Here is a 21777-nt window from a genome sequence, read left to right as displayed (position 1 = left end):
TCCTTACTTTAAATACTTTCTCTCTTTTATAGTAAAATAATTAGTTAAAATTACAATTATAAAGGATATTACAGTTACTATTAATACATAATACAGAGCTGAATCCATGTTTCCTGCTGCCACTTCTGCATAAATTGCTAATGGTAAGGTTCTTGTTTTATTTGCTATGTTACCAGCAATCATTGCTGTAGCTCCAAACTCTCCTAAGCCTCTTGCAAAGGATAATATTCCTCCTGAGGCTATTCCTGGTAATGCCATTGGAATAATGACACGAAAGAAAATTGCTTTTTCAGACATACCTAGTGTTCTAGCAGCCATTATTAAACTTTCGTCTACTTGTTCAAAAGCTCCTCTAGCTGATCGATACATAAGAGGAAATGCTATTACTACTGATGCTATTACAGTTGCTGACCAAGAAAAAACTATTTTAACCCCTAAGAAATTCAGTAAAAACTTTCCTATTGGTCTATTAACTCCAAATATTAATAATAAGAAAAATCCCATTACAGTTGGCGGCAAAACTAATGGTAAGGTAAATATTCCGTCTAGAATCATTTTTATTTTTTCATTTTTCATACCTACTATGATTTTAGCTATAAAAATCCCTAATATAAATGTTATTACCATAGAGATTGCTGCTGTTTTTAAAGAAATTATTATTGGTGATATGTCCATTATCTTCTCCTATTTATTATCTGAAAATCCATAAGACTCAAATACTTTAATTGCTTCATCTGACTTTAAAAAATCAACAAAACTCTTTGCTGATTCTTTATTTTTACTATTTCTTATTATTCCAACAGGATATATAACTTTAGAGACACTTCCTTCTGGAGCTTCTAATACAACTTTGACTTTATCATTTGAAGAAGCATCTGTTGAGTAAACAACTCCAGCATCTGCGCTAGCTTCAGCAACCCAATTTAAAACTTCTGTTACATTGGTACCTAAGCTTGCTTTTAAAGATACTTCATCCCAAATTTTAAGATTTTCAAATAACTCTTTTGCATATTGACCAGCTGGTACACTTGCTGGATCTCCTATAGCTATTTTATCAGATTTTACTATATCTTCAAAAGTTTTTATTTCTTTATCACTATTTTTAGGAACAATTAAAACAACCTTATTCTCAAGAAGTTCATTAATTGAGTCTTCTTCAATTAACCCTTTTTCATTTAATGCATTCATTTGCTTTTTAGCTGCAGACATAAATACATCTATATCTGCGCCTTCTTCAATTTGACTCTGTAGTTTTCCTGAACTATCATAAGTTGCTTGTACTTTAATATTAGGATATTTTTCATTAAACATTGGAATTAACTTATCATCCATACAGTTCTTTAAGCTTGCAGCTGCTGCAAGCGTAATAGTAATATCTTTAGCCTTATTTTTCCCTTCATTTTCCGAAAAATTATTATTAGTACATCCACTTAAAATAAATATTAATAAACTCATGATTAAAATTAGACTAGTTTTCTTTTTCATCTCTTTTTCCCCTTTTTTTATAAAACAATAATTAAAACAGTTCAAAACTGAACAAAACAGAACTAAACTAAACATTACTAATTATAATGTAAGGATTATCCAATGTCAATTAATATGAAAACTCTAAAATAAAAATTTTTATTTGTTATATTTTAAATATTATGTTAAATTATTTTTAGAATAATTTATGAAAAGGTGAATAAAATGAGTGAAGATATTTTATATACTCCAGATGAAATTGCTCAAAAATTAAAGATAACTAAAAGTACAGTGTATGAAATGATTAAACGTGGCGATTTAGATGCTCATCGTATGGGAAAACATCTTCGTATATCTAAAAATCAATTGGAAATTTATCTTTTAAAAGCTAAAGGATATGAAAATAGCTATGAAGCTAATTTAATTTTAGAAAATGAAGAAATTTTTGCAGAAATTAACTCTGTCAAAATACAAGTTAATACTAGCCTTGAAGGGAAAATTAAAATTTCTATTCGTCCAGAAGATATTATATTGAGCAAAGATTTATTTATAAGTAGTGCAAGAAATATTCATAAGGGAATTGTTTCAGATATTATTGTAGAAGGAAGTAGTGCTAAAGTTATATTAGATATTGGAATTCCTATAGTTTCTTTAATAACAACAAAATCTTTAAATGAATTATCTATTGAAAAAGGCACTGAATTATATGCTATATTTAAAACTATGTCTGTAAAAGTATATAAATAATAAAAAAATTAATGATAAAGCTTCATATGAAGCTTTATCATTAATTTTACATTTTTAACTCTTCATTTTCTTTGTATTTGTCTATTGACTCTGCTACTATATTCATAAGTTTCTTCTGATAATTCTCGTCACAAAGCATCTTATCTTCATTATAATTACTCATAAAACCCATTTCCAATATAACTACAGGAACTTTTGACCAATTAAATCCAGTAATATCGCTTCTTTCAAAAATTCCATTAACCTTTATTCCTTCCTTTTTCAAATTATCTTTTAGTATATTAGCAAATTTATTGCTTGCTTCATATATACTTTTTGTATTATTACTTTTGCTAGAAGGGATTAATATGGTAGCTCCAGTTTTAATACTATCTCTTATACTGTCACAGTGGATTCTAATAGTCATATCTGCCTTTGCCTTATTAGCAATTTCTGCTCTTTCTATATTGCTAATATTAACATCATGACTTTCCCTAGTCATTACTACATTATATCCTTTATTATATAAAACTTCTCTTAGAAAAAATGCAGCTTCTAAGTTAACAATATATTCAGCTTTTTTTGTTCCTACTCCTTCTGTCCCTTGGGAGACTCTTGGCTTCTTGCTATCTGAATTGGGTGAAACAGCCTCTAATTTACTATCCGCCTTTTTTTGATGTCCGGCATCAATACAAATGGTAAATAAATTACTGTTTTTTTCTTCTTCAAAAGCCTTAACTATACTAATATTAAAGTTAATTAAAATAAATAATAATATAACAACAGAAATTAATTTTAATTTCTTCATTTATAACCTCCAAAACTATTAAATTTATTATTATAGTTTCCAAGGTATATTTTAATTATTCCTCTGCTTTTATTAGCTTTGCTATAAAAAAACCTTCCATATATTCATTTGGAATTATTCTAATTGTTTTATATAAATCTTTGCTATATTCTTTGTTATCAAAGCTTATTTTTCCTCTTATTATATTAGGAAGATTTAAATCTATAAACTCTAACTTAAGATCCTTGTATTTTTCTATAGCATAATTTATTACTTCCTCATTTTCTAAAGGATTTAATGTACAAGTAGAATAAACCATAGTACCGCCTGGCTTTAAAGCATGATATGCACTATCAATTAATTTTTTTTGCAACCTTGAAGCCAGATCTATTTTTCTTTTGTTCCAGCTATTAAAAGATTTCTGCGAATTTATCTTTATAATTCCTTCTCCTGAACAAGGTGCATCTAATAAAATTCTATCAAAATATTTATTTAAACGTTTTCCTATGGTGCAACCATCTGAACTCAATGAAATTATTGAAGTAGCACCTTGTTTTTCTATATTGTAATTTAATCTCTCTCTTCTTATTTCATTTAAATCATTAGCCAGTATAGTAGCCTTATTTTTAGTCAAATCCGCCATATAAAGACTTTTTCCTCCCGGTGCAGCACACATATCTAATATAACTATATCTTCCCTTAAATCTAAAAATAATGGTGGTAACATTGATGATATGTTTTGTAGATATATTTTTCCATATTTATAAGCTTCTAATTTTCTTAATACACTTTCCTTTTTATCCTTAACTATAAAAGCATTCTTTATTATTGGATGATTAATAGCCTTTATTTTATTTATTCTTAGTTCTTCCATTACTTCTCTTGAGTTACCCTTTAAATTATTAATCCTAAAGCTTGTACTTCTCCCCCTATAAAAACTTTTATAAATATCGTCTAGTTGTCCTGTTGTATATATTTCCTCTAAAATTTCTATTAGGTCCTTTGGTAAATAATTCTTAACTTCTTTAATTGACACTCAATCACCCCACTCAATCTTATTATACTATATTTTCCATAAATATAAAAAGTTACTTTATCAATTTTATATTGATAAAGTAACTTTTATAAATTACATATTAATTGTTAATTCAACTGGACAATGATCTGAACCAAATACTTCTGAATGTATTTTAGCATCTACTAATTTATCCTTCAAAGAATCAGAAACTACAAAGTAATCAATTCTCCATCCGGCATTTTTCTCTCTTGCCTTAAATCTATAAGACCACCAAGAATAAGCCCCTGTAGCATCTGGATGAAAATATCTAAAGGTATCTGTAAAACCTGAATTAAGTAATTCAGTAAATTTACCTCTCTCTTCTTCTGTAAATCCTGCATTTCTTAAATTAGTCTTGGGGTTTTTTAAATCTATTTCTTTATGAGCAACATTTAAATCACCACAAACAATTACAGGTTTCATGCTATTAAGCTTTAATAAATAATCTTTAAAGGCATCTTCCCAAATCATTCTATAATCAAGTCTAGCTAACTCATTTTTAGAATTAGGCGTATATACTGTAACCATATAAAAATTATCAAATTCTAAAGTGATAACTCTTCCTTCTTTATCATGTTCTTCTATTCCAATGCCATAAAAAACATTTAAAGGTTCTTCTTTAGTAAATATAGCTGTTCCTGAATAACCTTTCTTTTCAGCATAATTCCAATATTGATGATATCCTTGTAAATCTAAATCTATTTGACCTGCTTGAAGCTTACTTTCTTGAATACAAAAAATATCTGCATCTACTTCATTAAAAAAATCTAAAAAGCCCTTTGTTACACAAGCTCTTATTCCATTAACATTCCATGATATTAACTTCATATTTAAATTCTCCTTTTCTATGTTATAAATCTAAATTTATTATAACATATTTTGACTTTAATATCATGTTAAGAATATTCCTTCATCCTTTTAGAAAGCTCTACTAATTCATCTAGAGAACCCTTTGCTTCTGTTACCTCATTAAATAATAATTCAACTGTTGCAGCAGTACTTTGAGAATTCGCTAAGGTTTCTTCTGATATAGATGCAACATTAGTAATTCCATCTGTTATTTTCGAATTATCTACATCTATAGCTACAATTTTATTAGTAACGTTCTTAACAAGCTCTTCCATATTATTTAGTCCATCTGTTAAAGAATGAAGTCCATTAGTTGTATTTTTAACTATTTTTTCTTCTTCATTTATTATATCTGTAACATCATTTATTGATTTTGAAACATTTATAACTTCGTTTTCTAAATCCTTTATAATATTATTTATTTCATTTGAAGATTCCTTACTTTGTTCTGCAAGTTTCCTAATTTCTTCTGCAACAACAGAAAAACCTCTTCCATATTCACCAGCCCTAGCTGATTCTATTGCAGCATTTAAGGCTAAGAGATTTGTTTTTTCTGAAATATCTCTTATTATATCAATTATCATAAGAACTCTTGAAGTTTTTTCTTTTAATTCTCTTGCAATAATAAATACCTCTGAGTTTTTACTCTTAACATTTTTTGAGTTTTCAGCTACATCTTCTATCATTTTAAATATATTTTCAAAAGTATCTCTACTTTCTTTAAACTTTATTTCCATTTCCTTAGAATTATTAACTGCGCTTTCAATATCTAATCTTATATTACTTGAAGCTTTATTTTGTTCTTCAATATTTGAAGTTGTAACCTCACACCCATTTAATATTTCTAATATAGCACTACTAATATTGCCAGAAGATGTTTCTATTGTATTAAAGGTATCAGAAATTGATGAAGTATTTTTATTTAACAAATCAATTGCAGTTCTAATCTCCACCAATATTTTTTCTTGTTCTTTTACCATCTTATTACTTTTTTCTCTTTCTATATTAGCTTCTTCTCTTATTTTATTTGATATCTTTGTTATTACATAAGCCATAATATAAAACATAAAGACGCAAACTATTTCTAACAGGATATTTTCCTTTATATCAGGATTTTTTATATTTATAAATACCCAAATTATATTAAATGTAGTAGCTCCAGCTATTGGAATAATCATAAATTTATGATCTAAATAAATCATGCATATAACTATAAGTGGCACAATTGCTATTGGTGCTACTACTAAATTAGACTTAAATAGTAAAATTGCATATACAATAGCATAAGGTGTTCCAACTATATGTCTAATTTTTATATTTTCTTTATTTCTAAAATAAAAGATAAGCATAATTATTGTAAAGATTGCCATTATAGCAAGTGCTATTATTGCAAAATTCTTTTCAATTTTATTATCTTTTATCATAAATAATAATCCAAGTGAGTATGTTATCGCAAGAACTGTTGTTGCTATAACAAAACCTCTATTCGTTTGTTTTTTCACATTGTTTCCCAAATTCTTTTCCCCCTCTATCTTTCTCTATAATATTTTCGTAATATCCAATTTTTTCTTTATATTTATAATGATAAAAAAAGAAAAAAGTAGAAATATGCCATAATTTATAAAATCATTTGCATATTTCTACTAATTTGTTATTCCATCATAGACTATATTTATTAGTCATATAAAGGATGTTTTTCACATAAGGCTTTTACTCTAGCTTTTAAAGATTCAATATCAGGATTTTTTACAGAAAGAGTATCATTTATTATAGATGCAACTTCTTTAATATCCTCCCCCTTAAATCCTCTTGTTGTAACTGCTGGAGTCCCTATTCTTATTCCTGATGTTATAAAAGGACTTTTTGTTTCATTTGGTACTGTATTTTTATTTACAGTTATTCCAATACTATCTAATAATATTTCCGCGTCCTTTCCAGTAACATCTTTGTTAGTTAAATCAATAAGTATTAAATGGTTATCTGTTCCATCTGAAACTATATTAAAACCAAAGTTCTTTAATTCCTCTGAAAGAATCTTACAATTATCAACTACATTTTTAATATATTCTTTATAAGATGGTTCTAATGCTTCTTTAAAACACACTGCTTTTGCTGCAATTGTATGTATTAATGGACCTCCCTGTATTCCTGGGAATATAGTTTTATCAATTTGCTTTGCATATTTTTCCTTGCAAAGTATTAATCCCCCTCTCGGTCCTCTTAAAGTCTTATGAGTTGTTGATGTAACAAAATCTGCATATGGAACTGGTGATGGATGCACTCCTGCAGCAACTAAGCCTGCAATATGAGCCATATCAACCATAAAGTATGCTCCTACTTCATCACAAATTTCTCTAAAAGCTTTAAAATCGATTATTCTAGAATAAGCACTTGCCCCTGCAACAATTAGCTTAGGTTTATTTTTTAAAGCAATTTGTCTTACTTCTTCATAATCAATAGTTTCAGTTTCCTTATTAACTCCATAAGATATGAAATTATAAAGTTTACCCGAAAAATTAACTGGTGATCCATGAGTTAAATGTCCACCATGACTTAAATCCATTCCTAATACAGTATCACCATACTCAAGTATTGACAAATAAACTGCCATATTAGCTTGAGAACCTGAATGTGGTTGAACATTTGCATGTTCTGCTCCAAAAAGTTCCTTTGCTCTTTCCCTTGCTATGTCTTCAACTTCGTCTACCACATGACATCCACCATAATATCTTTTATTTGGATATCCTTCTGCATACTTATTAGTAAGATATGACCCCATAGCTTCCATTACAGCTTTTGATGCAAAATTTTCAGAAGCAATTAATTCAATTCCTTCTTGTTGTCTTTTTAATTCCTTATTGATTAATTCATTAATAATTTTATCTTCTTTTGAAAGATTTTCAAAATTCATCGTATCACCCCAACTAATATTTTAAAATGTACTTTGTCTAAATTATAAATATAATTCCAATAATAATCAATTAAAATCTATAATAATTATTATTTTCATCTTTAATATAATTAAAAATGAAAAGCAGTATATACTATATAATATTCAATATGTTATAATACCTAAGGAAATTATACGTTTTTAAGGAGTATATTGCTATGGATTTAAATGAAATACTTCACGTTGCTACCTTCGCCGGAAAAATAATGTTAGAATCTGGCGGTGAAACTTACAGAGCTGAAGAAATAATATGGAGAATTTGTAAAATTTATGGTGTAGAAGAAGCTGAAAGCTTTGTTACTACTACTGGTATAATGGTTTCTATTTGCCATAACGGAAAAACTTATTCTCTTATTAGACGAGTTTCTACAAGAACCATTGACTTAGACAAGGTTCATAAGGTAAATGATTTATCTAGAAATATACTAAGCAGAGGGTTAACTGTATCACAATTAAAGGAACAACTTCAAATCATTAATGATGGTCAAAGATATAATGACAAAACAGCAATTATTATTTCTGCTCTTGGTGCTTTCTGTTTTGTATTTCTTTTTGGTGGTAAAGTTAAAGAGGCCATTGCTGCATTTTTCATTGGACTTATTATTAAATCTTTATCTATAAAATTTTCAAAGCTAGAAATAAATCAATTTTTTATAAATAGTATTTGTGCAGGAATATCTGCTATAATAGCAATTTTATTCTTAAAAATTAATTTAATTAATGATATCGATAAAACCATAATAGGATCTATAATGCTCTTAGTTCCTGGTCTCGCTATTACTAATGCTATCAGAGATACTATTTCTGGGGATCTTTTAGCTGGATCAACTAGAGCTGTTGAAGCATTTTTAGTGGCCATATCAATTGCTATAGGAACTGGAGCTGTTCTTAGTTTCTGGATTTCTACATTTGGAGGTCTATAATGATAAATACAACTATGATAACACAATCAATTTTTGCTCTATTTTCTGCTCTTGGCTTTGGAATATTATTTAATATTAAAGGGAAAAAATTGTTTTATGCCGCATTAGGTGGAGGTATAAGTTGGTTTGTTAGTTTATACTGTGAAAGCTTAGGCTTTGATGTAACTTCATCATTTTTTATTGCATCAATAGTTTTTAGTATATACTCTGAAATAATGGCTAGAATCTTAAAAACTCCAGTTACCACATTAATAATATGTGCATTAATACCATTGGTTCCTGGTGGCGGTATGTATTATACTATGTATGAAGCAATTAGTGGTAATATTATGGAATCAATTGAACTTGGGTTAACTACAATGTCTAGTGCTGGCTCTTTAGCTTTAGGTATAATTTTTGTTTCTACTTTAACTAGATTATTTCTCTCTGCTAAGAGAAAGAGAGAGCTTAGAGAATTAGAAAAGATATCAAAGAAAAAAAAATTATAAAAGCCATACACAAATTTGTGTATGGCTCTATTTATTATTCTTCTATTGAAATTGCAGTAACTGGACAGCTATCGCAAGCTTCTCTTGTTGCATCTTCGTATTCTGCTGGAACATCTCCTTCTTTAGCAACAGATACTCCTGTTTCTAATGAGAATATTTCTGGGCATATTCCTTCACAAAGTCCACAAGATATACATGTATTTCCATCAACAAATGCTTTCATAATTCTTTCTCCTCCTAATTATATATATTAAAGTTAAGTCTTCAAAATTTACTAAATAATTTATAACTTTATATACCATAATTATAAATAATTATTTATAATTGTCAATATTTATCACATGTCATAAATCCCAAATAATATTAATTGTATCAAATTAAATTGCTTATAATAGTTTTATTTCGTGTTCTCTACATATTTTAATATTTTTTTCATCCCACACACTTGATTGAACTTCGCCTATATGAGCTTTGTTTAAAAAGAACATACAAATCCTAGATTGTCCTATTCCTCCCCCTATAGTGAAAGGAAGTTTATCATTTAACAACAATTTATGGAATTCATATTTCCTTCTATAATCATTTCCTGAAACTCTTAGTTGATAGTCTAAAGCCTTCTTATCTACTCTAATTCCCATGGAGGAAAGTTCTACAGCCCTTTCTAATAATGGATACCAAAATAATATATCTCCATTTAAACTCCAATCATCATAGTCTGGGCTTCTTCCATCATGTTTTTCTCCTGATTTTAATATATCTCCAATTTTCATTATAAATACAGCCTTATGAGCCTTACAAATAGCATCTTCTCTTTCTTTAGAAGTGTAGTTTGGATACATATCTTCTAGTTCTTGAGTGGTTACAAAGAAAATTTTCTCAGGTAATTTATCTTCACCTTTTATTAATTCCTTATGAACATACTTCTCCGTTCTCTTAAATACATCATATATACTTGTAACTATTTCTTTTAATTTTTCTTCTGTTCTTTCTTCCTTAGTTATTATTTTTTCCCAATCCCATTGATCTACATATACAGAGTGTAAATTATCTAACTCTTCATCTCTTCTAATTGCATTCATATCAGTATATAAACCCTCTCCTACATTGAAGCCATACCTATATAAACTTAATCTTTTCCACTTTGCTAAAGAATGAACTATTTCAACATCTTCTCCTGTTGCTAAAATATCAAATTTTACTGGTCTTTCTATACCATTTAAATTATCATTTACCCCACTTTCACTATCTACAAATAATGGTGCTGAAACTCTAGTTAAATTTAAATTTTCTGCTAAAGCCCTTTCAAAAAAATCCTTAATTTTTTTAATGTTAATTTCAGTTTCAATTAATGTTGTATTGCTTTTATAATCTTTTGGTACAATTATTCCTTCGATTTTCATAAAAAATCCTCCTTAAATTTTATTATAAAACAAAAAAACCTTCACCCTTATAAAAGGATGAAAGTTATATTCCATGTTGCCACCTTAATTCATTATTACTTCACAATAATAATCTTATCAAGTACGTAAGTTAACCTTAGATACTCTATCACTTTAACGGGTGAAACCGATACTGCCTACTAGTTGTTATCTTTGGGAGTACAGCTCAGAGATGTTATTCAAACTAACTTTCCTATTCTACTTTCAGCCTAGATAGAACTCTCTTTGAGGATACATTAATCTTACTTCTTCTCTTCATAGCATTATTTTATTTGTATTATTGAAATTAATAATATCATTTTATTTTAAAATTGTAAATACTTTTTTAAAAATTCTATTAATTTAATAAATATACACTGTTTTATCTTACTATTTCACAAAAGTATTTATAGTCTTTATCAGTTGTTTTAATGTCTCTTGTTCCATAGATCCTTCTTCTATATTTAAACAATTATTAGCGTAGTATTCTATAGTTAATCCCCCAACTCTATTTATTGCTGATCTAATTGCTGATATTTGAACTAAAATATCTGAACAGCAAACGTTTTTTTCCATCATTCCTTGAATTCCCTTTACTTGACCTTCAATTCTTTTAAGCCTATTAACTATATCTTTTCTAAGCTTTTCATTTTCTTCTTCCATTTTTATCCCTCCAAAATATTATACCTCTACAGGGTATATATATTTTACCATTTATAAATATATCTTTCAATTAATAAAATATTAAAATTATCTTTACTAGGATATAAAGTGCTATAATAGTCTATATATTGTATTAAATTATATAATACCTTGGAGGTTATGATGGAAAATATCATTAAAATTTTTAACGAACAAAAAGATTTCTTTTATTCAGATGTAACAAAAGACATAGATTTCAGAATAAAAGCACTGAAAAAACTAAAAAAAGTTATAAATGAAAATGAAGAAGAAATAATGATTGCTTTAAATAAGGATTTGAAAAAATCAAACTTTGAGTCTTTTGCTACTGAAATAGGAATGGTATATGATGAAATAAATCTTCACTTAAAGAACTTAAAAAGCTGGGCTAAAAAAGAAAAAAGAAGAGCTCCATTAGTACACTTTCCTGCTAAAAGTTATATATACAAAGAACCTTATGGTATTGTTCTAATCATAGGTCCCTTTAACTATCCATTTCAACTAATAATTTCACCTTTAATTGGTGCTATATCTGCAGGTAATTGTTCAATAATTAAACCTTCTGAAAACAGTCCAAATACATCATTATTGTTAGAAAATATAATAAATAAAAATTTTGATGAAAGATATATTAAAGTAATAAATCCTTTAGGTGGAAAAGAAACTGTTTCATTTTTATTAGATTTAAAATTTGACTATATTTTCTTCACTGGAAGTATAACGGTTGGAAAAATCATTATGGAAAAAGCGGCTAAAAATTTAATTCCTATTACCTTAGAACTAGGTGGAAAAAGTCCTTGCATCATAGACAAAACTGCAAATATTCCCCTAGCAGCTAAGAGAATTGTTTGGGGTAAATTCTTAAATGCTGGTCAGACTTGCGTTGCTCCTGATTATATACTAGTAGAAAGTTCTATAAAAAATGAACTACTGAAGTCATTAAAAGATGAAATATTAAAACAATTTGGTTCAAATATAAAAGCTAGTCCTGACTTTCCTAGAATAGTAAATATTGATTCTCTTAATAGGCTTAAAAGCTATTTAAAGGATGGAAATATATACTTTGGTGGAACAACTTGTGATGAAGATTTGTACATGGAGCCTACTATACTTATGGATATAAAAGAGAACTCCTCTGTTATGTCTGATGAAATTTTTGGTCCTATTCTTCCAATTATAGAGTTTTCTAGCTTAAATGATGCAATTAACTATGTTAAATCTAAAGAAAAACCGTTAGCCTTATACTATTTCTCAGAAGATAAATCTTCTATAGAAAAAGTTCTCTTAAAGATTTCATCTGGAGGTGCTACTATTAATGACACTATTATCCATGTGGCTTCATCAAATATTCCATTCGGAGGGGTTGGATTAAGTGGTATAGGTAGTTATCATGGTAAAGCTAGCTTTGATACCTTTTCTCATAGTAAATCTATAATAAAAAGAGGCACATTTTTTGAACTACCTATTAGATTTGCTCCTTATAAAGATAAAATTCATTTACTAAAAAAGCTTATGAAGTAAAGATATTTTATAAAAATAATAATTAATATTAAACAATTCATCTTAATTTGAAAATATTCATAATATACTGTAATATATAATTATATAAATATATATTTAAGGAGGATTTATGAGAAATTTTAATTATAAAAATGGCACAGAAATTATTTTTGGTAAAAATACCGAAAGTACAATAGGTAAAGAGATTAAAAAATACACAAACAAAGTTTTACTTCATTACGGTGGTGGAAGTATAAAAGCTAATGGATTATATGATAGAGTCATAACATCCTTAAAAAATGAAAACATAGAAGTAGTTGAGCTTTCAGGAGTTAAACCTAACCCTAGAGTATCTTTAGTTAGAGAAGGTATAGATATTTGCAGAAAAAATGATATAGATTTTATACTTGCTGTAGGTGGTGGAAGCGTTATAGATTCTGCTAAAGCTATTGCTGCTGGTGTTAATTATGAAGGCGATGTTTGGGAGTTGTTTATAGATAAACCAATTGAACATACTTGTCTAAAGCTTGCAACTATATTAACTATACCTGCTGCTGGTAGTGAAACTAGCTCAGGATGCGTTATAACTAATGAAGATGGATGGTATAAAAGAAGTACTGGTCATCCAACATTAAGACCTATCTTCTCCATTTTAAATCCAGAGCTTACTTATACTTTACCGAAATACCAAACTTCTTGTGGAATAGCAGATATGATTGCTCATATACTTGAGAGATATTTTACTAATGAAAAGAATGTTGATTTAACTGATAGACTATGTGAAGCTACATTAAAGGCTATTATGGAAAATGCTTTAAGATTAAATGAAAACCCTAATGATTATAATGCTCGAGCTGAAATTATGCTATCAGGAATGATTGCACATAATGATTCTTTAAGCATGGGAAGAATTGGAGATTGGGCTAGCCATGATATTGAGCATGAACTAAGTGGAATATATGATATTGCTCATGGTGCAGGACTTTCAATTGTATTCCCTGCATGGATGAAATATGTTTATAGTCATGATTTAAATAGATTTGCTCAATTTGCAAATAGAGTTTTCAATATAGATATTAACTTAAATAACCTTGAAGAAACAGCTCTCAAAGGTATAGAAGCCTTAGAAAACTTCTTTACTGAAATTGACCTTCCAACAAGATTAAGTCATGTAAATATAGGTGATGATCGTATCGAAGAAATGTCAATGAAGCTTGTTGCTCATTATGATCACGTTGGTAACTTTGTTGAAATAAGACAAAAAGAAGCTTTGGAAATTCTAAAATTAGCACTATAAATGATATCTAAAGCCCTCTAAATGATAGATAATAATTTAAGACTCTCCTAGTAAACTTCACATAATCAAGTTTACCAGGAGAGTCTTTCTTTAATTCCTAATTACACTTTTAATTTTTCATTATAATTATCTATTTTTCTAAAATTCATTTTATAATAGTAGAACTTATAAATAACTATAAAAAACACTACTAAAGATATAATTACTAAGGCATATAGCTTAAATAATTCTTCTGGTAAAACACTAATAATAGGATCAGTTTTTTCATCAAAAATCCAATAGTCATTATTAAAGAAAATTTTATGAAATATAACAAAAGCCTTAGAAAAATCAAATAATATTGCTGTTAATAATCCTCCTATTATACATATCAAAGAATTAGCTCCATAGTTTAATACTTTATATATTCTTATCTTTTTATTTTTTAATTTTCTATAAAGAAATACTCCTATAAAAAATAAAACAATAAAAATAATCATACCATAAATATATAAAAATATTTTTTTCACCTCGTAAAAATGAAACTCTCCATTCATACTCATAGGAAAACTAACTAATTTTAACTTATCTATAAAAGGATTTTGTAAATAACTAATTAATGTATTAAAATCTTTCATAAGCATTTCTCTTGATACTCTTCCTACTTCCAATAAGTTATATTTACCTATTGAATAACTATAAATAAACTTAAAATTCAAAGTCATTATAGTTGAAATTCCTATAGTAAATAATGAAATTAAAATTCCATATGTAACTTTTTTAAAAATTCTTAATACTCTTTTCATTTTTCACTCCATAACATGTTATTTTAATAATTATATATTATCCATACATCTTTTATTTTATATATTTATTATAATATCATAAAATTATAGATATAAAAATAAGATAAGCTATATATTATATAGCTTATCTTATCATTATTAAGTTTTAATTGTTTCTTTATTTAACTAACAACTAAATCTATATTTTCTTTATATTGAGTATGCTCTTTCTCCTTATATAATATAGCATTTTTAGGGCAAGCATTCACGCATCTACAACACATTATACAATTATCCCTAAATTTAATATAACTATTTATATTTTCAATATTTTTTGTAGGACAAACATTTACACATAAATTACATTTATCACAATTTGAACTTACAGAGAAATTTAAAGAATTCTTATATAAATCTCTTGTTTTAAATTTGTATATTGTTTTATAAATAGATGCAGTAATATCACTAACCTCTTCTTTTATAGTATTATCTATTAAAAAATTTAAAACTATATCTTTAATATCAGCTAATGAACTATCATAAATTTCCCTAATATCTTTTCTAGTTACCTTTTTGTATCCTTTACCCAAAGTAAAGCTGTCTGGCATCTGAAAATTTTTAGTTACAATTACCTTATAATTTTTTTCTAATAATATTTTTTCTAACTCATGAAAATAAATTTTCATTTTATCTTTTCCAGTGGAAAATATCATAGTTTTTATTTCTTTTGATGAATAATATAAATTATCCTTTAAATACTCAATAAAATTATGTGGTATATATTCAAAATATTTAGGAAATCCTAGTATTAAAAAATCATAAGATATATTCTGTAAATCTAATTTCTCTTCAATTGAATGAGTTTCTATTTCACATCCATTTTTAGTAAATTCTTCTTCAATTTTATTAGCAATAAATTTTGTATTTCCAGTTCCACTAAAATATAAAATTATACCTTTCAATGAAAAATCCTCCCATTTAACTATATAAATTATTTATTCAACTATAAATAACATTATAAACCAAATGGTATATTATGGAAATATTTTTTTTATTCATTTTTTCTACTATATATACTTATCTTCATCAATTTATGATAATAAGAAATAGATCTTATACTAAATTAAACATTTTTTCTCTTAAACTTCCAAAATAATACTGATGCTATTAATAAGGTCCCACATATTAATAAGTATTGTATAAATAATGGATTTGAAAAACTACCAAATAAAATAATTATAGACCCCCCCATAGCTAATATAGGATTTATTCTTCCTTTCCATATTCCTTTAACTTCTCCACTTAAGCCCATCTTTAAAACTTTTATATATAGTAATATGTATAATAAATAATTAACTGTTATTGATATCTCAGAAATATCTCCATTAGGTAAATAATTATATTTCTGAGTTATGTAATGAACTATTAAACAAATTAAAGAAATTATAAAAGCAACTATTGCTGAATATATAGGCATACCTAATTTATCATTTACTAATTTTATTTTATTAGAATTAGGGAACATATTTCTAATAGCTAATGAATAAGGCATTCTAACATGTCCCATTACTAATCCATTAACAGTACCTATAATAGATACAACTACGAATGTTAAAATTATTTTAGCTCCCCATGGACCAAATATCATACTGGCAGCCAAATCAACATGAGCATCTCCTAGAGCCATTATTTTTTCAGGCCCTACATAAATACTTATTCCAACAAAATATAAAACATAAATTATTAAAATAAATAATGGTGCAATAATTAGAGCCTTTGGTAAATTTCTCTTAGAATCCTTAATTTCATGTCCTATAGATGTTGCAATTATCCATCCATCAAAAGAAAATGCAATTGGAGCAATTGCAGCTATCCAGGATGCTGATTGCATATGAACCACATCATCAACTTTAATTTCACTTGGATTACCAAATAATATTCCTGCTAAGGCAATTAAAATTAAAGGAATAATTTTAATTACTGTGGATGCATTTTGAAAGTAACCTCCTAATTTTCCTGATAAGACATTTAGAATATATAATACTATCATAACAACAAAACCAATACTAGTATGAGTAGCTAGTCCAGCTTCAATTCCAAACAACATGCAAATATATATTCCAGACACCCAAGAAACTACTGCTATTAGTGTTGGATAATATAAAAAAGTATGAAACCAGCCAAAAGCACATGCTACTGATTCATTATAAGAATATTCAGCATATGTTATAATTCCTCCTGCTTTAGACTCTCTAGATGCTAGTTCTGAAATAGTTAAACTTCCAAAAATAATACCAAGGGCTGCTATTGAAAAAACAATAACTCCTAAAGTAATACTTCCATTTGTAGCTATTAGTATATTATCACTTTTAAAAAATATACCTGAACCTATAACGATTCCTACTATCATTCCTATGGCAGTAAATAATCCATATTCATTTTTTTTCATAATTCCACCTCTTCTTAACGTCATTAAATATATTATGCCAATTTTACTATGTACAATATATCATATATATTTGAAAATAAGAATAAAAATTTTCTAATATTAATAATTTTTTTATAACAAAACCATTATTTTACTTTTAATTATAAATTATTGATCTAGATGAAAACTTTTATTAAATATTTGTAAAACAAGCTTTCTATTATATAATTAATTTATAATAAAGCTTTATAGGAGACTATTTATGAAAGATATTTTAATTTATTATCTAATTTTAATTAATATTATTGCCTTTATAACTATATATATAGATAAGGAAAAAGCTATTAAACATAAATGGAGAATTAAAGAATCCAATTTATTTTTATTAGCCATTATAGGTGGAAGCTTAGGTACTTACCTCGGTATGTATTCTTTTCATCATAAAACTAAACATAAAAAGTTTATATTAGGTATTCCATTGATTATGTTTTTTCAAATTTCACTTTTTTTCTTTAAATAAAATAATAGAAAGATATCATAGTGCTTGCACCGTGACGCTATTTCAAGTCACCTCACTATGATATCTTTCTATTTTAAACTAACTTCTTATTTTTATTAAATATCTTTCTTTGAATATAAATTTGATGTTATAAAATAAGAAGTTAAAATTAATGTTATTATACAAAGCACTATTAAAATTATAAAAATATTATTATTTAAATTTATCTTAGGTAAAAACTTTGTTAATTCCATAGAATACACTATTGGAAAAACCGTTAGAAATACTAGTATAACTCTTGCTTTTTCAAAATTAAGTAATACCTGCAACGGAACCAATATTGTCATCATAAATATTCCTATTCCGCCTAAAACTAAAATAAATGACCATAATGGAATCTTTGATACAACATTAAATCTTTCAAAACTTAACATTAATTTATATATTATTGATAATATTCCCATTGAAACTAATGTATTTATAGAAACAAATATATATTTAGATAATATATATTCAGTACTTTTTACTGGTAAAGAATATATAAGATAATTTACTTTGCTTTTTTCTTCATAAAAGGCCGTATTATAACATGTAGCCATTATAAACATTGCACCTGCAAATGGAAACATATCCGGCTGTATAAATACTAAAAATATTGCTAATCCAATTATTAATGTCATATATTTTTTTAATGATAATAAAGTCTCAAACTGTAATAATATTAAATTTATAATTCTGCTCATGTTATTCCCTCCCTGTATAATAAAGCATTATATCTTCTAATGTAGGCTTCTCATATATTACTTCATTACCAAATACCTCAAAAGCCTTTACTTTATTATCTGTAAGCCCTTCAAAGTTATATCCACTTGTTTTTATGGATATAAACTCTTTTTTTGTATCTATATCTAAAAGTTCTTTCTTTCCCTTAATAATAGAATGATTTTCTAATATCAAATCCTTTTCTCCATACAATATAAGGTTTCCTTTGTAAATAAAAGCAATATAATCAGCACATTTTTCTAAATCACTGGTAATATGAGTAGAATAAAATATGGTAGTATCTTCATTTTCCATTTGTTCTTGTAAAATTTCTAAAAACTCATTTCTTACTATAGGATCTAAGTTAGCAGTAGGTTCATCCATTATTAAAACTTTTGGCTTTTTAGCTAAAGCTATGGCTAGTTCAAATTGTTTCTTTTTTCCACTTGAAAGCTTTCCATAAACTAAATCTTCTTTTATATTAAAGTTATTTATTATTCTTTTATAAAGATTCTCATCCCAATTTTTATAAAACCTTGAAACAGCTCTTCTTATACTTTTAATATTAGACTCTTCTAAAAAACCAGATGTATCCCCAACAAAAGCTATTACTTCTTTTATATTTACATTCTTACTTACATCTTCATTTAGTACTAAAATTTCCCCTGCATTAGCTTTTATCATATTCATAATAGCTTTAATAGTTGTTGTCTTTCCCGAACCATTTGGCCCTATAAATCCAGTTATATAACCTTTCTTTACAATTAATTCTTTTATGTCTAATTTGAAATTCTTATAATTTTTTTCTACCCCTCTAATCTCGATAGCTTCCATAACTATACCTCCTCATATAAACTTTTAACTATATCTAAAGTTTCTTCCAATGTTAGTCCAATTGCTTTTGATGAAATTATGGCTTCTTCTAATTTATTTTCTATTTCATACATTGCAACTTCTCTTAATCTTTCATTGTTTGCTTGGGAAACGAATGTCCCCTTTCCTACCACAGTTTTTATAAATCCTTCCTTTTCTAATTCCTCATAAGCTCTCTTAGTTGTGATAATACTAACTTTTAATTCTTTTGCTAAAGTTCTTATTGACGGTAAAATCTCTCCTGGCTTTAAGTTCATATTAACAATTTGATTCTTTATTTGCCTTTCTATTTGCTCATATAAAGGTACTTGTGAGGAATTGCTAATTATAATATTCATTACTTCACCTCCAAGTGTATATTAAGTGTATATATACTCTATATACATATATTATTCCATATATTTACCATTGTCAATAATCTAAATTAAATTATATTAAAAAAGAGATAGTTTTAAATAAAACTATCTCTTTTACTTGTAATTTATAAGAAATTACTTCATTAAATTTTAATTCCTATTGTTCTTTCTTTACAATTGAAATACCTAAGTCTTCTAATTGATTTTCATCTACTATATTTGGAGCTTCACTTAAGTAACAATAAGCATTTTGATTCTTAGGGAATGCTATAACATCTTTGATGTTATCAGTTCCTGCTAAGAACATTATCATTCTATCAAGACCAAATGCTAATCCTCCATGTGGTGGTGGACCAAACTTAAAGGCATCTATTAAGAATCCAAATCTCTCCTGAGCTGATTCTTCAGTAAAGCCTAAAACTTTAAACATTTTTTCTTGAAGTTTAGAATCGTGGATTCTTATAGAACCTCCACCTAATTCTTCACCATTTAAAACTAAATCGTATGCTTTAGCTCTTACTTCTCCTGGATTACTTTCAAGCATATCTATATCTTCATCCATAGGTGATGTAAATGGATGGTGAGCTGCATAATATCTTCCATCTTCTTCTGAGTATTCAAAAAGAGGGAATTCAGTTATCCAAGTAAAGTTAAATTCATTTTTATCTTTTATTAAATCAAATTGTTTTGCAAGTTCTAATCTTAATGCTCCTAAGCTTTGGAATACTACTGAGTTCTTATCTGCTACTATAAATATAGCATCACCAACTTCAGCATTCATAGTTTTCATAATTGCATTAGTTACATCATCAGTTAAGAATTTTGCTATTGAAGATTTAATACCATCTTCTTTAATTTGAATCCACGCAAGACCTTTTGCTTTATATGTTTTAACAAATTCACCTAATTTATCAATTGGCTTTCTTCCAAGGTCTGCTCCACCCTTTAAGCAAAGAGCTCTTACAGAACCACCATTTTCTATAGCTGATTTAAATACTACAAAATCCATATCCTTTACGTCTTCTGTAATATTAGTTATTTCCATTCCAAATCTTAAATCTGGCTTATCTGAACCGTATTTTTCCATAGCATCTTTAAATGTCATTCTCTTAATCGGAAGCTTAACATTTACTCCAGCTACTTCTTTAAATACATGAGCAATTAATCCTTCATTCATTGACATAACATCATTAGCTTCAACAAAACTCATTTCTAAGTCTATTTGAGTAAATTCTGGCTGTCTATTAGCTCTTAAATCCTCATCTCTAAAGCACTTAACAATTTGATAATATCTATCAAATCCAGAAACCATTAATAGTTGTTTAAATATTTGAGGTGATTGTGGTAGTGCATAGAACATTCCTGGATAATTTCTTGAAGGAACTAAGTAATCTCTTGCACCTTCTGGAGTACTCTTTGTTAACATTGGTGTTTCCACTTCTAAGAAATTATTTGCATCTAAATAATCACGAACTGACTTAGAAACCTTACTTCTAATCATAAATATTCTTTGCATGTCAGGTCTTCTAAGATCTAAATATCTATATTTCAATCTTATATTTTCTGCTGCATCTAAGCCTTCCTTTATGTAGATAGGCGGAGTATCTGACTCTGAAAGAACTTTTAAACTTTCACATTTAAGTTCAACTAATCCTGTTGGCATATTGTGATTTGGAGCCTCTCTTAAAACTACTTCTCCAGTTACAGCTATACAGTATTCAGGTCTTACATCTTTAGCTTTTTCAAAAGCCTCTGCATTTATTTCTTCCCCAAAAACTATTTGCATAATTCCTGTTCTATCTCTTAGGTCTATAAATTGAAGACCTCCTAATTTTCTGTTTCTTTGCACCCATCCCATTAATGTGATTTTTTGAGAAACGTTACTTTCTCTAACTTCTCCACACATTAGGGTTCTCTTTAATCCACCTAAAGCTTCACCCATTATTATTCCTCCT

General features: G+C 27.1%; 23 protein-coding genes and 1 other annotated feature. Of the genes, 6 read left to right on the top strand and 17 right to left on the bottom strand.

Annotation, left to right across the window (positions count from 1 at the left end; genetic code table 11):
• Positions 1 to 3 precede the first annotated feature (3 nt).
• Complete coding sequence (modB, locus tag BN6774_RS08940; protein WP_066892784.1) at positions 4 to 675, bottom strand: molybdate ABC transporter permease subunit; 672 nt, start codon at positions 673 to 675, stop codon at positions 4 to 6.
• A gap of 9 nt (positions 676 to 684) precedes the next feature.
• Positions 685 to 1485 (bottom strand): molybdate ABC transporter substrate-binding protein, encoded by an 801-nt coding sequence (gene modA, locus BN6774_RS08935; protein WP_066892782.1) that lies wholly within the window; start codon positions 1483 to 1485, stop codon positions 685 to 687.
• A 204-nt stretch (positions 1486 to 1689) separates the two neighbouring features.
• Here modA and BN6774_RS08930 point away from each other — a divergent pair, with 204 nt between their 5' ends.
• The gene (locus BN6774_RS08930) at positions 1690 to 2211 is read left to right on the top strand and encodes an excisionase family DNA-binding protein (RefSeq protein WP_066892780.1); all 522 of its coding nucleotides are present in this window, start codon (positions 1690 to 1692) and stop codon (positions 2209 to 2211) included.
• 46 nt (positions 2212 to 2257) lie between these two features.
• Here BN6774_RS08930 and BN6774_RS08925 read toward each other — a convergent pair whose 3' ends face one another.
• The 5 genes from BN6774_RS08925 to glyA form a co-directional block, all read right to left on the bottom strand.
• Positions 2258 to 2998, bottom strand: coding sequence for an N-acetylmuramoyl-L-alanine amidase (locus BN6774_RS08925; protein WP_066892778.1), 741 nt, complete (start codon positions 2996 to 2998; stop codon positions 2258 to 2260).
• A gap of 55 nt (positions 2999 to 3053) precedes the next feature.
• On the bottom strand, positions 3054 to 4013 hold the full coding sequence (locus BN6774_RS08920; protein WP_066892776.1) for an RsmB/NOP family class I SAM-dependent RNA methyltransferase: 960 nt from the start codon (positions 4011 to 4013) through the stop codon (positions 3054 to 3056).
• Between the two features lie 93 nt (positions 4014 to 4106).
• Positions 4107 to 4862: an exodeoxyribonuclease III gene (locus tag BN6774_RS08915; RefSeq protein ID WP_066892774.1), complete on the bottom strand. Its 756-nt coding sequence runs from the start codon at positions 4860 to 4862 to the stop codon at positions 4107 to 4109.
• 68 nt (positions 4863 to 4930) lie between these two features.
• The gene (locus BN6774_RS08910; protein WP_066892772.1) at positions 4931 to 6397 is read right to left on the bottom strand and encodes a methyl-accepting chemotaxis protein; all 1467 of its coding nucleotides are present in this window, start codon (positions 6395 to 6397) and stop codon (positions 4931 to 4933) included.
• 161 nt (positions 6398 to 6558) lie between these two features.
• On the bottom strand, positions 6559 to 7794 hold the full coding sequence (gene glyA, locus BN6774_RS08905) for a serine hydroxymethyltransferase (protein ID WP_066892770.1): 1236 nt from the start codon (positions 7792 to 7794) through the stop codon (positions 6559 to 6561).
• Between the two features lie 197 nt (positions 7795 to 7991).
• On the opposite strand from glyA, the gene BN6774_RS08900 reads away from it, so the two are divergent.
• Positions 7992 to 8756 carry a threonine/serine exporter family protein gene (locus tag BN6774_RS08900; RefSeq protein ID WP_066892768.1) on the top strand — a complete coding sequence of 255 codons (765 nt, stop codon included), beginning with the start codon at positions 7992 to 7994 and terminating at the stop codon, positions 8754 to 8756.
• A 14-nt stretch (positions 8757 to 8770) separates the two neighbouring features.
• Positions 8771 to 9244, top strand: a complete 474-nt coding sequence (locus BN6774_RS08895) for a threonine/serine exporter family protein (RefSeq protein ID WP_066896563.1) — start codon at positions 8771 to 8773, stop codon at positions 9242 to 9244.
• 34 nt (positions 9245 to 9278) lie between these two features.
• On the opposite strand, the gene BN6774_RS08890 is transcribed toward BN6774_RS08895, so the two are convergent.
• The 3 genes from BN6774_RS08890 to BN6774_RS08880 form a co-directional block, all read right to left on the bottom strand.
• Positions 9279 to 9467 carry a ferredoxin gene (locus BN6774_RS08890; RefSeq protein ID WP_066892766.1) on the bottom strand — a complete coding sequence of 63 codons (189 nt, stop codon included), beginning with the start codon at positions 9465 to 9467 and terminating at the stop codon, positions 9279 to 9281.
• Between the two features lie 163 nt (positions 9468 to 9630).
• Positions 9631 to 10644, bottom strand: coding sequence for an aspartate--ammonia ligase (gene asnA, locus BN6774_RS08885; RefSeq protein ID WP_066892764.1), 1014 nt, complete (start codon positions 10642 to 10644; stop codon positions 9631 to 9633).
• Positions 10645 to 10694: 50 nt separating this feature from the next.
• Positions 10695 to 10951: a binding site (T-box leader), on the bottom strand.
• Positions 10952 to 11052: 101 nt separating this feature from the next.
• Positions 11053 to 11325, bottom strand: coding sequence for a metal-sensitive transcriptional regulator (locus BN6774_RS08880; RefSeq protein WP_066892762.1), 273 nt, complete (start codon positions 11323 to 11325; stop codon positions 11053 to 11055).
• A 162-nt stretch (positions 11326 to 11487) separates the two neighbouring features.
• Here BN6774_RS08880 and BN6774_RS08875 point away from each other — a divergent pair, with 162 nt between their 5' ends.
• Both BN6774_RS08875 and BN6774_RS08870 read left to right on the top strand, forming a co-directional pair.
• Positions 11488 to 12864, top strand: a complete 1377-nt coding sequence (locus BN6774_RS08875) for an aldehyde dehydrogenase (RefSeq protein ID WP_066892760.1) — start codon at positions 11488 to 11490, stop codon at positions 12862 to 12864.
• A gap of 109 nt (positions 12865 to 12973) precedes the next feature.
• Positions 12974 to 14140, top strand: coding sequence for an iron-containing alcohol dehydrogenase (locus tag BN6774_RS08870; RefSeq protein ID WP_066892758.1), 1167 nt, complete (start codon positions 12974 to 12976; stop codon positions 14138 to 14140).
• 101 nt (positions 14141 to 14241) lie between these two features.
• On the opposite strand, the gene BN6774_RS08865 is transcribed toward BN6774_RS08870, so the two are convergent.
• The 3 genes from BN6774_RS08865 to BN6774_RS08855 all read right to left on the bottom strand — a co-directional run bounded on the left by BN6774_RS08865 (position 14242) and on the right by BN6774_RS08855 (position 17353).
• Positions 14242 to 14925 carry a TIGR01906 family membrane protein gene (locus tag BN6774_RS08865; RefSeq protein ID WP_066892756.1) on the bottom strand — a complete coding sequence of 228 codons (684 nt, stop codon included), beginning with the start codon at positions 14923 to 14925 and terminating at the stop codon, positions 14242 to 14244.
• Positions 14926 to 15086: 161 nt separating this feature from the next.
• The gene (locus BN6774_RS08860; RefSeq protein WP_066892754.1) at positions 15087 to 15866 is read right to left on the bottom strand and encodes an EFR1 family ferrodoxin; all 780 of its coding nucleotides are present in this window, start codon (positions 15864 to 15866) and stop codon (positions 15087 to 15089) included.
• 161 nt (positions 15867 to 16027) lie between these two features.
• Positions 16028 to 17353, bottom strand: coding sequence for an APC family permease (locus tag BN6774_RS08855; protein ID WP_066892752.1), 1326 nt, complete (start codon positions 17351 to 17353; stop codon positions 16028 to 16030).
• A gap of 241 nt (positions 17354 to 17594) precedes the next feature.
• On the opposite strand from BN6774_RS08855, the gene BN6774_RS08850 reads away from it, so the two are divergent.
• Positions 17595 to 17852 carry a DUF1294 domain-containing protein gene (locus tag BN6774_RS08850; RefSeq protein ID WP_066892750.1) on the top strand — a complete coding sequence of 86 codons (258 nt, stop codon included), beginning with the start codon at positions 17595 to 17597 and terminating at the stop codon, positions 17850 to 17852.
• Positions 17853 to 17947: 95 nt separating this feature from the next.
• On the opposite strand, the gene BN6774_RS08845 is transcribed toward BN6774_RS08850, so the two are convergent.
• The 4 genes from BN6774_RS08845 to aspS form a co-directional block, all read right to left on the bottom strand.
• Entirely contained in the window at positions 17948 to 18574 is a 627-nt protein-coding gene (locus BN6774_RS08845) for an ABC-2 transporter permease (protein WP_066892748.1), read from the bottom strand.
• A 1-nt stretch (position 18575) separates the two neighbouring features.
• A complete protein-coding gene (locus BN6774_RS08840; protein ID WP_066892745.1) occupies positions 18576 to 19427 on the bottom strand; it encodes an ABC transporter ATP-binding protein in 852 nt (283 codons plus the stop codon).
• Positions 19428 to 19429: 2 nt separating this feature from the next.
• A complete protein-coding gene (locus BN6774_RS08835) occupies positions 19430 to 19804 on the bottom strand; it encodes a GntR family transcriptional regulator (RefSeq protein WP_066892743.1) in 375 nt (124 codons plus the stop codon).
• 175 nt (positions 19805 to 19979) lie between these two features.
• Positions 19980 to 21764 (bottom strand): aspartate--tRNA ligase, encoded by a 1785-nt coding sequence (gene aspS / locus BN6774_RS08830; RefSeq protein ID WP_066892741.1) that lies wholly within the window; start codon positions 21762 to 21764, stop codon positions 19980 to 19982.
• Positions 21765 to 21777 lie beyond the last annotated feature (13 nt).

It is taken from the genome of Clostridium nigeriense, assembly GCF_900086595.1.
In the GTDB taxonomy this organism is placed as follows: Bacteria; Bacillota; Clostridia; order Clostridiales; family Clostridiaceae; genus Clostridium; species Clostridium nigeriense.
This window is presented reverse-complemented; position numbering and strand designations above follow the sequence as displayed.

Excerpts from the sequence above, each read along its gene's own strand:
- modB (WP_066892784.1), bottom strand. The coding sequence starts at position 675 with ATGGACATATCACCAATAATAATTTCTTTAAAAACAGCAGCAATCTCT.
- modA (WP_066892782.1), bottom strand. The coding sequence starts at position 1,485 with ATGAAAAAGAAAACTAGTCTAATTTTAATCATGAGTTTATTAATATTT.
- BN6774_RS08930 (WP_066892780.1), top strand. The coding sequence starts at position 1,690 with ATGAGTGAAGATATTTTATATACTCCAGATGAAATTGCTCAAAAATTA.
- BN6774_RS08925 (WP_066892778.1), bottom strand. The coding sequence starts at position 2,998 with ATGAAGAAATTAAAATTAATTTCTGTTGTTATATTATTATTTATTTTA.
- BN6774_RS08915 (WP_066892774.1), bottom strand. The coding sequence starts at position 4,862 with ATGAAGTTAATATCATGGAATGTTAATGGAATAAGAGCTTGTGTAACA.
- glyA (WP_066892770.1), bottom strand. The coding sequence starts at position 7,794 with ATGAATTTTGAAAATCTTTCAAAAGAAGATAAAATTATTAATGAATTA.
- BN6774_RS08900 (WP_066892768.1), top strand. The coding sequence starts at position 7,992 with ATGGATTTAAATGAAATACTTCACGTTGCTACCTTCGCCGGAAAAATA.
- BN6774_RS08895 (WP_066896563.1), top strand. The coding sequence starts at position 8,771 with ATGATAACACAATCAATTTTTGCTCTATTTTCTGCTCTTGGCTTTGGA.
- BN6774_RS08890 (WP_066892766.1), bottom strand. The coding sequence starts at position 9,467 with ATGAAAGCATTTGTTGATGGAAATACATGTATATCTTGTGGACTTTGT.
- asnA (WP_066892764.1), bottom strand. The coding sequence starts at position 10,644 with ATGAAAATCGAAGGAATAATTGTACCAAAAGATTATAAAAGCAATACA.
- BN6774_RS08880 (WP_066892762.1), bottom strand. The coding sequence starts at position 11,325 with ATGGAAGAAGAAAATGAAAAGCTTAGAAAAGATATAGTTAATAGGCTT.
- BN6774_RS08875 (WP_066892760.1), top strand. The coding sequence starts at position 11,488 with ATGGAAAATATCATTAAAATTTTTAACGAACAAAAAGATTTCTTTTAT.
- BN6774_RS08870 (WP_066892758.1), top strand. The coding sequence starts at position 12,974 with ATGAGAAATTTTAATTATAAAAATGGCACAGAAATTATTTTTGGTAAA.
- BN6774_RS08865 (WP_066892756.1), bottom strand. The coding sequence starts at position 14,925 with ATGAAAAGAGTATTAAGAATTTTTAAAAAAGTTACATATGGAATTTTA.
- BN6774_RS08855 (WP_066892752.1), bottom strand. The coding sequence starts at position 17,353 with ATGAAAAAAAATGAATATGGATTATTTACTGCCATAGGAATGATAGTA.
- BN6774_RS08850 (WP_066892750.1), top strand. The coding sequence starts at position 17,595 with ATGAAAGATATTTTAATTTATTATCTAATTTTAATTAATATTATTGCC.
- BN6774_RS08845 (WP_066892748.1), bottom strand. The coding sequence starts at position 18,574 with ATGAGCAGAATTATAAATTTAATATTATTACAGTTTGAGACTTTATTA.
- BN6774_RS08840 (WP_066892745.1), bottom strand. The coding sequence starts at position 19,427 with ATGGAAGCTATCGAGATTAGAGGGGTAGAAAAAAATTATAAGAATTTC.
- BN6774_RS08835 (WP_066892743.1), bottom strand. The coding sequence starts at position 19,804 with ATGAATATTATAATTAGCAATTCCTCACAAGTACCTTTATATGAGCAA.
- aspS (WP_066892741.1), bottom strand. The coding sequence starts at position 21,764 with ATGGGTGAAGCTTTAGGTGGATTAAAGAGAACCCTAATGTGTGGAGAA.